The sequence below is a fragment of the Carboxylicivirga mesophila genome, from assembly GCF_018271975.1.
GTDB lineage: Bacteria > Bacteroidota > Bacteroidia > Bacteroidales > Marinilabiliaceae > Carboxylicivirga > Carboxylicivirga mesophila.
Window position 1 is genome coordinate 1 of the sequence record NZ_JAGUCN010000020.1, and the last position, 14,141, is coordinate 14,141.

At 44.5% G+C, this 14,141-nt stretch carries 9 protein-coding genes; 1 reads left to right on the forward strand and 8 read right to left on the reverse strand.

Features of this window, described 5'->3' with window-relative positions; genetic code table 11:
- From KEM09_RS15955 to KEM09_RS15970, 4 genes are all read right to left on the reverse strand, one after another.
- Positions 1 to 2,105 (reverse strand): efflux RND transporter periplasmic adaptor subunit (locus KEM09_RS15955; RefSeq protein ID WP_212229807.1); only part of this gene is annotated, 2,105 nt, incomplete at its 3' end.
- 24 nt (positions 2,106 to 2,129) lie between these two features.
- On the reverse strand, positions 2,130 to 3,359 hold the full coding sequence (locus tag KEM09_RS15960; RefSeq protein WP_212229808.1) for a TolC family protein: 1,230 nt from the start codon (positions 3,357 to 3,359) through the stop codon (positions 2,130 to 2,132).
- A gap of 3 nt (positions 3,360 to 3,362) precedes the next feature.
- Positions 3,363 to 7,169 (reverse strand): efflux RND transporter permease subunit, encoded by a 3,807-nt coding sequence (locus KEM09_RS15965; RefSeq protein ID WP_212229810.1) that lies wholly within the window; start codon positions 7,167 to 7,169, stop codon positions 3,363 to 3,365.
- A gap of 90 nt (positions 7,170 to 7,259) precedes the next feature.
- Positions 7,260 to 7,625, reverse strand: coding sequence for an HYC_CC_PP family protein (locus KEM09_RS15970; RefSeq protein WP_212229812.1), 366 nt, complete (start codon positions 7,623 to 7,625; stop codon positions 7,260 to 7,262).
- A gap of 191 nt (positions 7,626 to 7,816) precedes the next feature.
- Between KEM09_RS15970 and porE the strand changes: the two genes are divergently transcribed.
- Positions 7,817 to 9,790, forward strand: a complete 1,974-nt coding sequence (porE, locus tag KEM09_RS15975) for a PorE family type IX secretion system protein (RefSeq protein ID WP_212229814.1) — start codon at positions 7,817 to 7,819, stop codon at positions 9,788 to 9,790.
- 22 nt (positions 9,791 to 9,812) lie between these two features.
- On the opposite strand, the gene KEM09_RS15980 is transcribed toward porE, so the two are convergent.
- The 4 genes from KEM09_RS15980 to KEM09_RS15995 all read right to left on the reverse strand — a co-directional run bounded on the left by KEM09_RS15980 (position 9,813) and on the right by KEM09_RS15995 (position 14,131).
- Complete coding sequence (locus tag KEM09_RS15980) at positions 9,813 to 10,253, reverse strand: small multi-drug export protein (protein WP_212229816.1); 441 nt, start codon at positions 10,251 to 10,253, stop codon at positions 9,813 to 9,815.
- Between the two features lie 57 nt (positions 10,254 to 10,310).
- Positions 10,311 to 12,500: a DUF4838 domain-containing protein gene (locus KEM09_RS15985; RefSeq protein WP_212229818.1), complete on the reverse strand. Its 2,190-nt coding sequence runs from the start codon at positions 12,498 to 12,500 to the stop codon at positions 10,311 to 10,313.
- A 147-nt stretch (positions 12,501 to 12,647) separates the two neighbouring features.
- On the reverse strand, positions 12,648 to 13,616 hold the full coding sequence (locus KEM09_RS15990) for a bile acid:sodium symporter family protein (RefSeq protein ID WP_212229819.1): 969 nt from the start codon (positions 13,614 to 13,616) through the stop codon (positions 12,648 to 12,650).
- A 173-nt stretch (positions 13,617 to 13,789) separates the two neighbouring features.
- Positions 13,790 to 14,131 carry an SdrD B-like domain-containing protein gene (locus KEM09_RS15995; RefSeq protein ID WP_212229820.1) on the reverse strand — a complete coding sequence of 114 codons (342 nt, stop codon included), beginning with the start codon at positions 14,129 to 14,131 and terminating at the stop codon, positions 13,790 to 13,792.
- Positions 14,132 to 14,141: the final 10 nt, after the last annotated feature.

Here is a 14,141-nt window from a genome sequence, read left to right on the forward strand (position 1 = left end):
AGGTTATCGTATACCTCATCATCGGCTTTGTGGTGCTCTGTATCGTGCCCCACTGTGGCAATGGCTTTTTCAACAGCATCCACTGTAGCCTTACCGCCATAATTCAGGTGCAGCATTTTGGTGTCCTTATCCCATTTGGCCGTAGTCACACCTTCCACCGAAAGAGCAGCTTCTTCAATGCGATCCTGACACATGCCACAGTTACCAGCTACTTTAACCATGGCGTGCTTTGACTGAGCTGCAGATGTTTTATTGGTTGCCGATTCTCCCATACGATCATAATGACAGCATCCAGGTAACTTATCGTAAACCGCATCATCAGCTTTGTGATGCTCCGTATCGTGCCCCGCTGCAGCAATGGCTTTTTCAACCGCATCCACCGTTGCCTTGCCACCATAGTTCAGATGCAGCATTTTAGTGTTTTTATCCCATTTAGCGGAGGTCACGCCTTCCACCGAAAGAGCAGCTTCTTCAATGCGCTCCTGACACATACCGCAGTTACCGGCTACTTTAACCATGGCATGCTTCGCCTGACTCGATTGCTTAGCTGAAGACTTTGTAACAGCCTGCTTATCCAAACGCTCGTATAGACAGCAACTGTGTAACGTTTCATAAACTGCAGCATCGGCTTTGTATTTTTCAGTATCATGGCCTACCTGAGCAATGGCTCTTTGAATGGCATCCACATTAGTATGTTCAGGATCAAATACTACCCCGACCTCCTGAGTATCGGCTGACCACTCGGCACTTACAACACCAAACACCGTCATGGCTGCCTTTTCGATACGCTCCTTACACATGTCGCAATTACCGGCTACTGTAAAACTTACCTTATTCTTATTATGCGTTTCTGGGGCATTCATCATGCTCTTCAGTCCCATCAGCTGTGCCGAGGCATCAATCTTAAACACGCCGTTGGTCGCAATCTCTTCACCAACAGATAAACCTTCTTTCACAATGTAATTGTTACCGGCATTGGGTCCAAGCGTAATCTCCCTAAACAGGAAAGTAGGTGTTTCACGCTCCGGCACTTTGGTATACACAACAGCGCGTTTGCCCGTCCACAATACCGCCGACTTTGGAATCACCATCACATCCTCATTTGACAAACGTGCCTCCAGCATGGCATTGGCAAACATCTCCGGTTTGAGCTGCAAGTTGCTATTGCCTACTTCCACCCTCACTTTAGCTACGCGTGTTTTAGCATCAATCATCGGGTCAACATAAGTTACCTTAGCAGTAAACGTTTCACCAGGCAAGGCTTCCAGTGTAAAGCTCACTTTATCGCCTTGCTTCACCCACGGCAAATCGGATTCATAGGCATTAAACAAGGCCCAAACACGCGTAAGATCAGTCACTTTGAACAGCGGCATCCCTTGCTTCACATAATCGCCAAGGGCCACATTTCGCATCATTACCGTCCCTGAGATAGGCGATAAAATATCAAAATTCACCTGTGGCTCACCGCTTTTTTCAATGGTAGCAATCTGCTCATCCGATAAATCCCATGCTTGCAGCTTGGCTTTAGAAGCCTTGTATAATGATGGATTGCTTTCCCTGACAGCAAAAGCTTCAATCAGCTCACGCTGGGCACTTACCAGCTCAGGCGAGTAGATGGTAGCCAGCTTCTGCCCTTTTCGCACATTCTGCCCTGTAAAATTAATATTAAGCTGCTCGATACGTCCACCAAAACGGGCTGTCAACTCAGCTATACGTCGCTCATCTACATGAATCTTACCTTGTAAATAAAGTTCCTTCACCGGTTTTCCCAACTGCACCACACTGGTTTCCACCTCGGCCAGCTTAGCAGCCGCTTCTGTCATAACCACTTCATTGGGATCGGCATTCTCGGCCGATTGCATACCTGCCAGTGGAATCAGGTCCATGGCACATATTGGACATAAACCAAACTCACTCTGTTTAATCTGCGGGTGCATAGAGCAAGTCCAAACCGTTTCTTCTTCGTGCTGATGCCCCTCGTGCGCATCGGCCTGAGCATTTCCATTACCAGATGGCGCAATGGCCCATCCTACCAACAAACCGATAGCCAATGTTATCAGTACCGGCTTGTAATTAGCTTTTATATATTGAAAGATTGTGTTCATCTGTTTACAATTAATCATTAACAATTATTTCCCCATCAGATAGCCAATAAAAGCGATGGCGGCCTGTTTATCAGTGCGAGCCTTTTCCAGCTCCAGCTGATACTGCAACAAGCGTCGCTCCATACGCAGTATCTCTTCGAAATTTTTATTGGCGTAGGCATACTCGGTTTCCAGCAATTTCATCGCTTTACGTGCCAGGCTCAACTGGGCATCAAACAAATCAATACGACGATGGGCATCACTGTAATCCTTCCAGGTATTTTCAAAAAGCACCTCTAATACATTAGCCTTATCAACTCGTTCATAGTCTTTGGCCATCTCCAGGTAAACCACCTCCTGCACCATGCTCTGGTATTTATTCCGATACAAGGGAATAGTCAACCCCACCTTTGGAAAAGCAATAGCATCTTTCCCCGACAGGTTATTGGCTCCTTTACCAATAGCCACGTAATCGATACCCAAGCTAAAAGATGGAGCACCCGCCTTTTTAGCCGCCTGCTTTTTGAATGCCAGTGCTTCTTTTTGCATATCGATACTGAGCAACTGATGGTTCTTTGCTTTGATAGAGTCAAGAGCAGCCGATTTATTCAGGTAAAAATCCGTTGTCCATAAGCTATCGGGCCAGGTAAGCGTCACCGGCTCTTCCACATTCAGTAGTTTGTTGAAAGCCACCTCCTGCACGTATTGCTTGTCGCGCAGGTTAGCCAGCTGATCCTCCAAATCGTTAACTTCCATCTCGATACGATACTGATCCACCGCCGATACTTTTCCTGTTTCCACCTTCACAGCGGCCAGCTTTTTAAAAGTATTGAGAATATCAATGTTCTCCAGTGTGATACCCACCGCCTTGTTGGTAAAGTATAGATTGTACCAGTTGGCTTTGACCTCGTTGAACAGTTTGGAACGTTTTTCCTCAAACAGTTCGTACTGCGCCTGGGCCTGCTGAATGGTTGAATTTTCTTTTGCCTTCAGAGTCCCAAACCAGGGAAACATTTGAGTGGCCGAAAATTTAAACTCCTGGGGACCATTGCGCGTTTCCACGGGCTGAATGAAATAACCAAAAGCCAGTTGAGGATCGGGCAAAGCCCTAACCTGTGGTGCTTTCTCAAGTGCCGATAGATAGTTGTTAAAAGCTGCCTTAAGGCCCGGATTATTCTCTGCCGCAATGGTGAGGTACTTGTTCAGTTCCTCCTGCCCCATTGCCAGAACCGGTAACAGCAGCGCCAGAATATATGTTACTATTGTTCGTTTCATCGCTTAATTATTTTGCTGTTTTACCTTACGTTTAATCACGGTCTCCTGCCAGAAGCTGTAGAGAACCGGCACTACAAACATGGTCAGCACCTCAATGACCATGCCCCCAAACAGCGGAATAGCCATCGGCACCATGATATCAGAACCTTTACCGGTGGACGTTAATACCGGCAGCAAGGCAATAATGGTAGTGGCTGTGGTCATCACCGCCGGACGTACCCGCTTGGTACCTGCCTCAAGCACCAAAGCACGTACCTGGGCCACCGTTTGCGGCTGCCGCTTGTCTTGCAACTGCTTGATGTAAGTACTGATAAGCACACCATCATCGGTAGCCACACCAAAAAGGGCTATAAAACCGACCCACACCGCCACACTGAGGTTAATATTACTTACCTGAAATAGCGTTCGTAAGCTCATACCAGCCAGTGTTCCATCCATAAACCATGGCTGAGCATAAAGCCAAAGCATGATGAATCCGCCTGAGAAGGCCACCAGAATACCTGTAAAAATCAAGCTGGTGGAGATAACCGAACGGAACTGAAAGAACAAGATGAGGAAAATAATGATGAGCGATATCGGAATCACAATCATCAGTCGCTTGGTAGCTCGAATTTGATTTTCATAGTTACCAGTGAACTTGTAACTCACACCGGCCGGTAATACCAGTTTACCTTCAGCTAGCTGCTTGTCTAGGTATTCCTGTGCATTTTCCACCACATCCACCTCGGCGTAACCCGGTTTCTTATCAAAAATAACATAGCCCACCAAAAAGGTATCTTCACTCTTAATCATTTGCGGACCACGTTTATATTGTATCTCAACCAATTGTCCCAGCGGCACCTGAGCGCCCGTTGGAGTCGGAATGAGAATCTTATTTAAATCCTCAGGATTATCCCTGAACTCGCGGGCATAACGCAGACGTACTGGGTAACGTTCGCGTCCCTCCACGGTACTGGTCAGCGGCATTCCGCCAATGGCACTGCCAATAACTGCTTGTAAACTTTGCACACTTAAGCCGTAACGAGCAATCGCATCGCGGTTAATCACCATCTCCAGGTAAGGCTTACCCACCACACGATCGGCAAATACTGACATGCTATTGACACCCTCCACATGTTTGAGTAGCTGTTCGAGCTGGAAACCAACCTTTTCAATACTATTTAAGTCAGGCCCATATACCTTCATGCCCATAGGCGCACGCATTCCGGTTTGTAGCATCACCAGACGCGTTGAAATAGGTTGCAGCTTAGGTGCTGAAGTCAGCCCGGGTATAGTGCTTTGCTCTATGATCTCGTTCCAGATGTCATCGGGCGATTGTATCTCTTTACGCCACTGCCTGAAATACTCCCCATTCTTATCCTCCACCAGCAGTGTTTTATCAATCAGTCTGAATCCATCTTCTTTGGGATTATACACACTGCCATCAGTTAGTTCGTAGGCTCCATCACGGTTGACCTTAAAACGCATGCGGTGCCCTTTCTCATTGAGCATGTACTCGGGCTTGTAGTTGATGACGTTCTCATACATCGACACCGGTGCCGGGTCTAAAGCTGAATTAACGCGGCCCCATTTACCTATAACGGATTCTACTTCCGGGATCGCATTCACCCGTTTATCTAAAATACGAATCACTTCCAGATTTTCTTCAATGCCCGAATGCGGCATGGTAGTTGGCATCAATAGGAATGAACCTTCATCAAGCGAAGGCATAAACTCCTTACCAATACCGGGCAGTTTCTTATCGAGGTAGGCATAGGTATCACTATCTTTTACAAACTGCGGCATAAAACCAAAGAGCTTATCGAAGCCCTGCCAGCTCGTGATACCAAATATCACCACCAAGGCAGGTATAGTCAGGAACTGCCACTTATGATTCAGACACCAATTAAGGATGCGTTGATAAAACAGAACCACCAATGACAAACCACCCAATACTACCGTAACAATGGCAATTACAAACAAAAAGTTGGCAAACATCGTATTCTGCGCTCCCAAAGGCATCCAGGCTTTGGTTAAGAAGAATACAACCACCACGATTGTAATAGCCACATTGATAAAGTTAATCCATTGTTTCTTGCCTTCAGGCCATTGATGCGCTAACAAACCATTTATTCCAAAAGCAGAAATAGACAGGGCTATATAATTCCCTGAGGCAACAGACAGCACCACGCCAGCTGCTATCAGGATGATATTCCCCAATCGCTGGTAGCGTCGTTTGTCAATTTTAATTGAAAATACCAGATGCGCCAAGGTAGGAATGATGATTAAGCCAATCAGCAAAGCCGATATCATTGTAAACGTTTTGGTGAAGGCCAATGGCTTGAACAGTTTACCTTCAGCAGCCTCCATGGCGAATACCGGCAAGAAGCTGATGATGGTAGTGGACAGAGCTGTGATAACCGCCCCAGCCACTTCGGTAGTAGCATTGTAAACCACATGCAGCAGTTCTTTTCCCCTCGCCCCTTTGTTCTCAGGCAACTCAATGTGCCGGATAATGTTCTCAACAAACACCACACCCACATCCACCATCACACCAATGGCGATGGCAATACCCGAAAGGGCCACAATATTGGCATCTACTCCAAATTGTCGCATCGTTATAAAAGTGATGAGTACCCCAATGGGCAACAAACTTGATATCAGGAAAGAAGCACGCAGATTGAACACCAGTACTATCACCACCAGGATACTGATCAGTAGTTCCAGTGAGATGGCCTCCTCCAGTGTTCCAAGGGTCTCTTTAATCAAACCGGTACGATCGTAAAAGGGGACTATAGTGACCTTCGAAACAGTTCCATCGGCTAAGGTTTTGGATGGCAGGCCGGGCGCAATCTCGGCAATCTTAGCCTTCATATTTTCGATGGCCTTCAGCGGATTGGTTCCATAGCGCGCCACAACTACGCCTCCAACAGCCTCGGCACCACCTTTATCCAGCCCTCCTCGACGGGTAGCCGGTCCAAAAGTCACCTTGGCCACATCTTTAATGCGAATGGGTACGTTATCCCTCACCGTCACCACACTCTTTTCAATGTCTTCCAGGTTCTTGATGTAACCCAAGGCCCGCACAAGGTATTCCACGCGGTTAAACTCGATGGTTCGTGCACCAATATCTAGGTTGCTGTTTTTTATCGCACTCATGATTTGCGCCACCGTCACACCGTGACCTTTCATGGCATTGGGGTCGATATCGATTTGATACTCCTTTACAAAACCACCGATGGAAGCCACTTCGGCCACACCTTCGGCCGCTGTTAAAGCATAGCGAATCTGGAAATCCTGAATGCTCCGCAATTCATGTGGATCCCAGCCTCCTGTCGGATTCCCGTCTTTATCGCGCCCTTCCAGTGTGTACCAGTAAATTTGCCCCAAAGCAGTAGCATCAGGACCCAAAGCCGGACTCACATCACCTGGCAGCGTACCTGCCGGTAAAGAATTGAGCTTCTCAAGGATACGTGTGCGACTCCAGTAAAACTCCACATCTTCATCAAAAATAACATAGATACTTGACAGTCCGAAAATGGAGTTGCTACGAATGGTTTTTACGCCGGGAATTCCCAGTAAAGAAGTTGTTAATGGATACGATATCTGGTCTTCAATATCCTGCGGCGAGCGGCCCGGCCACTCAGTATATACAATTTGCTGATTCTCGCCAATATCCGGGATGGCATCAACGGGTACCGGGTCGCTTGGCAGTATCCCTGTATCCCAGCCAAATGGCGAATTAATAATCCCCCAACTGATAAATACGATAAGTACCAGAAAGGTGACTAATTTGTTTTCGAGAAAAAAACGTATTAATGAATTAATCATTTCCAATATGTTAGATAATACATTGCTTTGATTCAAACAACATTAAGCAGGCACTATAAGATAAGCCTGATTAAAGCAGTTAAGCAATATCTAACAAAGAAAGGTTTGCAATAAAGAAAGACGCTCTGCCACCGGGAGCGGCGGCGAAATATCCTCAAACGTTCTCTTTACGGAAAGTATTGATAATTCTTCAGCATCTATTTCAAAATGAAACAGTTCAATCAGCAGGTCTAACTCAATGGCTGGTTCAAGTGCAGAAATTACAGGGCCGGTATAATCTTCCTCCACTTCGTAATGCACACTCTTGTTTTCACAACAGCCACATCCATCACCACAACAGGAATCAGCCTCAACAAATAAAGAGGTGGAAACATATTTACCTCCACAATAATGCATAGAAAAAGTTACTCCTGTGGTTGATACCAGGAGCATCAGGGATAGAACAATATGTAACACTTTTTTATGCATCATCAACAAAGAAACAACTAAATTGGCAAATTGGTTTGAATTGAAAGATGTTTAACATGGTTTTAACAGCCCCATCAATTACACATTGCTCTGTCCTGTTACAATAAATACGGTGCTTACTCGTTTTTTATGTGTCTAATAATTATTTATTTTTGGTTCTTTAATTAATCTCGGACCTAATGCCCACAATGCAAGTTAATTTCAGACTATTCATATATCTATTTGTTGCCTCTTTTCTACTATCCGGCTGTTTAGGAGGCAGTAAACTCGGCAATGCCAATAAAGCCTACCTAATAGGCGAATATGACCGTGCTGCTACCCAGTTTAAAAAAGCCTACCGGAAAGCAGATAATAATTACACTAAAGGAGAAATCTCCTATTACCTGGGCGAATGCTATCGCAAAACCAATAAACCCCGAAAGGCTACAATGCAGTATGCCAGAGCCGTGCGTTATAATTACGAGATGGCTGACGCAGGACTTTACCTGGGCGATTGTTACCTGGCCTCGCAAAAGTACGAAGACGCGATTGAGGCTTATGAGGAATATCTGCAAAAGGTGCCGCGGGATAAACGTGCGCAAAACGGGCTTGCTGCCTGCAAACTGGCCATGAAGGATACTCTTGAAACCCGTTATAACATTGAAAAACTGAAGAAAGTAAACAATACTCGCTACAGCGACTTCTCGCCGGGCTATGCCAGTACCAGCTACGATCAGATCTACTTCTCATCAATGCGCACCGAGAAAAAGAAGCGTAAAAAAAGTAGAATCACAGGTCAGGGAGGTACCAACATTTTTATGGCTAAGATGGATGCCAAAGGCGAATGGACCGATCCGGAACCTCTGGATGAAACCATCAATACTGAATTTGACGAAGGTAGTGCCACCATGTCGGGAGACGGTAAGGAGATGTACTTTACCAGATGCCGCTACGATAATGAGCAACCCCGAAGTGCAGAAATGTACATGGTGAGCCGCTCAGGAGGTAAATGGGGCGAACCTGTTCAGCTCGAAATTGGCGGCGACAGCCTGCTTGTGGCACATCCGGCCATCTCACACGATGGCGAAACCTTGTATTTTGTGAGTGACATGCCTGGTGGCTATGGTGGTAAGGATATCTGGAAAACAACCAAAGGGGGTGAAGGAGGCTGGGGACAACCGGTTAACATGGGCAGTGTGATTAATACAGCCGGCGATGAGGTGTTTCCTTCAGTTCGCATGGATGGTTCCTTGTATTTCAGTTCAAATGCACACATTGGCTATGGTGGACTGGATATTTACCGTGCCGTTTTCGACGAAGAAAAGGAAGACTGGGATGTTTATAACCTTGGCCGTCCGCTCAACAGCGAAGGTGATGACTTTGGCATTGCATTCAAAGGCATGGAAGAAGCCGGGCTATTAAGCTCATCGCGAGGCAGCTCTAAAGGCATTGATAACATCTATGCGTTTAGTTTACCTAAGCTCGAATTTAGCATGAAAGGACTGGTTTACAGCGAAAAAACGGATGAACCATTAGCTGATGCCTACCTGCGACTGATTGGTACGGATGGCACCAATATAAAGCTTAACATACGCAATGATGGTAGCTTTGGCGCCAAGCTGGCACCCCAAACTGAGTATGTGTTTATGGTGGCCTCTAAAGGTTACTTTAATCATAAGCACAAGCTATCAACCATTGGCCTGGGCAATAACAAAGAGTTTAATATTGAAGTAGGTATGCTGCCAATGGAAGATGCCATTGTCTTCAGAAATATCCGGTTTAGCAAGGACCAGTTTGATTTAAACACCAATTCGAAACAAGAGCTCAACAGACTGGCTGCTATCATGAACCTGAACAAGAAGATTGTGTTGGATATTGTTGCACATGCATCGGGTGAAGGATCGGAATCGGAAGCTATCGTTCTATCACAAAAACGAGCCGAATCGGTGATGAGCTATCTTATGAGTAAGGGAATTCCAACAGAACGCTTATCGGCCAAAGGTGTAGGTAGCTCCGAACCTGTTACTGTGAGTAAAAGACAAGCCAAAAAACTCGACTTTCTGAAGGAAGGAGATGTGTTATATGCATCGTTTATTAAACGACTGCGGGGTAATGCGAACAAAGAAGCAGCTCATAACTTGAATCGTCGAATTGAATTTAAGATTAAGGAGTAGTAAGGAGCTATTGGTATTCAGCTTAAAACAACCCTTTCACCAGTTGCACAACAGGCTCAGTCAGATAAGTGAGACCAAATGACCACAACACAATACCGGTCAGCAGGTATAATAGAAACTTTCGTGTATCATCGAGCAAAGCCATACCAATTATTAAAGCGATAAAAGGCCCAAGCAAACCGGTAACCATAAGCCCAAGACCTGGCACTCCATATTTATCCATCCACCTGGAGAACTTAGCTTTTTTCTGCTCAAATGTTTTAGAACCATACTTTTCCAGCAACCACCTACGAAAAGGCTCTCCCGAGAAATAAACCAACAGTGCGGATGACATGGCTCCCAATGCCACTAAAGAAGCGATAAGCAAGGGCTTTAAACCCAAAGCAATGCCAACCGGAATACCTTTATAAATACCTGTAGCACCTGTTAAATAAACAGCAATATACTTTCCAATTTCCTCCATTCAACAACTAAATTGGCTGCAATATTACTAAAAATTGCAGCCAGTCTCAATTAGTCATCAATAGACCTGCACCTCATCGGCAAAAATCCACGATGGCAATCCCACTGCATGGTGCCACACAGGAGGTGTTTTCATATTTTTTGCTTCAATCTTCACAAATCGGGCATCTGTTTCAGGTAACTCCACGGCGAATAGCTGCGTGTCATTTATTTTACTATCCTTCTGCAAAGGTCGTTTATTGAGTACCCTTCCAACCTTTTTGTAATTATTTCCATCAAGCGATACTGAGTAGCTGACTTCTGTTGGGAAAAACACCACATGATTGACCACTTGTAAAAAGCCGGTTGATATGTTCTCAAACTTTTGTACTTCGCCCAAGTCCACAACTGCCACCATATTGTTGCCTTCAAAACCCAACCAGTTGGCATAAAAGCTACCACCACCAAAAGCATTATCAGTTAATGTTTGCGGATCTTCATTGGCATATTTATGTGGTTTTGTCAGCAATGTAACATCTTTCCCGGCAGCCAGGTTTTTAAGTCCAGCTCTTTCAAGATGGCTCTTATATAAAGTCAGGTAGTCGGACACCATAAAACGCGTCTCATTCATCATGGTAATATGCCCGTCTTGGCAACTTTGCTCAAAAGCTGCCAGCTCCTTCTCAACAAAGGTTGTATTATTTAGCGAATAGATTTCTGATAAATTTGCCCGGCAGGCTTCAAGAGTTGCATAACGTACGCCCAATCTAGCTCTTCGAACCCGCTTTAACAGTTCTGCATTATCAGTAACATGGGCTTCGGCTTCGTCAAAACAACGGTTGTAACCAGCAAGAGCTTCCTTATTTAGAAATGAATCAAAGGCCTGGGATGGACCTCCATACAGAAACAGAAAAAAGTCAGGATGGCTTTCCAGTGCCTTATGTATGTCAGTTATATATTCAACCACCTTAGGTCCTGCCTCGCCATAGTACCCATCACAAAATTCACGTATCAACACATCGGTATTCCTTTCCGGATTCCATAGTAAACGAGCCATCAGATACGAACGCAACTCAAATAGCTCACTGGGATTATGACTGTGCTGCTCAAAAATCCATTTGGCGTTATTATCAGCAAAAAACCGGATATTGGGAGCCAGCGTGTAAATATTGGGAAATGGCGCCAGGAAGTTGGTAAACTGTGTGGTATAATCCCAAATACGAATATTCTCTGTCAGATTTTTCCAGGCTTGCAAATCAACCGCAAAATCAGAGCATTTATCTTCAATAGAGGCACTGCGATCACATTCTATAGAACAAAGCGTTATCAGTACATTGTCTAGAGGCTTGGTTTTGCAGGCTTTGCGGGTATACTGATAGGCCAATGTTGAGATTTGCTTATCGGGGAAGTTTTGTGCTACTGCATTCACAAAACGAATCATTGAACCAGAAGGACTGCCTTCCTCCTGGTGGATGGCTTCACAACCCTCACACTGGCAGTACTGCGTATTATCATCCTGGCTAACTGACACAACCGAAGCTTCAGGATGACTGGCAAAGGTTGCTTCTACATCCTCTGTGACTATACGAAGAACATCTGGGTTACTCAAGCAAAGCTGTGTAGGGCGACGCTTGCCATTCACTAACGCATAATAGTCTGGATGCTTATCAAAATATTGGTCGGCAGGTAAAAAGCGATGAAAGGTATGCACCCGCGCTTCCGGGACATACATAGGAAAAGCCTCGTATGTGACTCTTTGCTTATCGGCAAATTCAGGATATTCGTAAAACAATTTGGAATGTACCGTGCGCACATGCACTGGTGGCGAGTAGCGATAATTTATACTCGTTGGCAGTCTCAGTTTATCTGTTCGAGGAATTGTCTCTGCATCAGGCGCCCAAAACCGGCAAGCCAATTCGCGCTCCAGGAATTCATAAACCGCCGAAAGCAGGTATGCCTTATTACTCCCTTCAATCACTAGGGCATTTCCTTGCAAATAATACTTAATGTTAGGTGCAGGCTGGTCAATAACAATCAGCTGGATAGTTTTTTTATCATCTGAATAGCCTGTCTTAACTTCCAATTCGGCACCCGTTGACTGTTGAATGTATTGTTGCAATACCTTTGCCGCTTCCTTTTCATTGACTGATGCATCGGCCGCAATTTCTATATGATAATCTGAGCGTCCGTTATTTGTTATGGTAATGGATGATTGCTGGCATGAGTAGCAACCAATCATTAGTAGCAAAAGAAATAAACTTTGTTTCATAGCTGATTTTATTTGGGTTGCGCCTTCTCATCGAAAGGCATATTACTGTTTGTATTACTCTCCCAAATATATCAACATTCTTAAGCAACTAACGGACAGGTATGTTCAATAGATGCTCTGTCATGTTTAACTATCAGCTGTATGTAATTAGTCTTTTACCTGACGCCCCATGCGCTGAGCAATAAAACTGACGATAATCAGCTGAAACGAATGATACAACATGATAGGCACCAGAAATAGTCCCTGGCTGGCCACATTCTCAAATAAGACCTTTGAAAAAACCGTACCATGCACCAGCGACTTTTTTGAACCGCAAAACAAGGCGGCGATGCGGTCTTCGCGATTGAACCCAAACCACCGGGTAAATAAATGGATTATCCCATAAACCAAGGCAAACAGAACAATGGTAGCTATACCAATGAGCACCATATCAATAAAGCTAATGGTTTCAAACAGGCCTGTGGTAAACGACTTGCTAAAACTGTTATACACAATCAGCAGGATAATCATCTTATCAAACCAGGCCAGGGCTTTCAGATGTTTCTTGACGTATCCGCCCAAAGAATGGTGCAGTAGCAAACCCGCAACAACAGGCAGAAGTATTTGTAAAACAAGGCTTGTGGTGATGTCGAAGAAATCAAAAGCTGCTCCTTCCACCTGCCAGAATAAACCCATCCATAAAGGGGTTAAAACGATACCTATCAATCCTGAGATACTGGCATTAAATATGGCTCCGGCAATGTTGCCTTTGGCCAGCACTACCATCACCACCGATGACGATACGGTAGATGGCAAAGCCGCCAGGAAAAACATGGCCAGCCAAAGCATTTGCTGCTCATCGGTGTTAATAAACGGTTTAAATACGATAACTAACAAGGGAAACAACACAAACGTAGCTAATTGAATAAGTATATGCAGTCGGTAATTACTTAAACCACTCTTAAACTGCTGCGGGCTCAGCTTCAACCCATAAAAAAAGAAAATGAGCGTAATGCCAATGTCGGTAATCTGCTCCAGGTTACCAGGCCCATCGTAGGTACCTAACTGTGGAAATAACCAGGCCGATAACAGCATAAGTATTAAGCCAACAATAAATAGATCTATTTTCTTAAGCATTACGTCCGTATTTTTTTCACAAAAATAATATAAGCTATTAAAATAGACCTTTAATGATTGTTAATCATCATACAGGATGAAATGGGATACTATACATTACTTGCATATCAATAAAAAATGGAGGTATTCGTTACGAACACCTCCATTTAAATCTATGAGAATTTTAACTTAGCCTATTTAGCTGTTAACGAGAGAGCCACCTCTTTAACAATATCGTCATTTACGTATACCATTTGTGGTCGATTACCTGTATCAAATATTTGATCACCCACGGTAACAGTTGCCCCAATATAATAGTTACCACTATTGAGATCGGTAAATGCGAATTCTCCATTGGCATTAGTTGTTGTTGTTTCAGTCAAAGAAGAATCAGAGTTATATAAATTCACTGTAATATTTGATGTAATTACTTCATCTCCGTTTACAGCTTCTGCCTGACCTTTAATTACCCCTTTATCTGCTTCACATGAAGCAAACAAGAGAACTGCAAATACTATATAGATTAATTTCTTCATTATCTCAGTT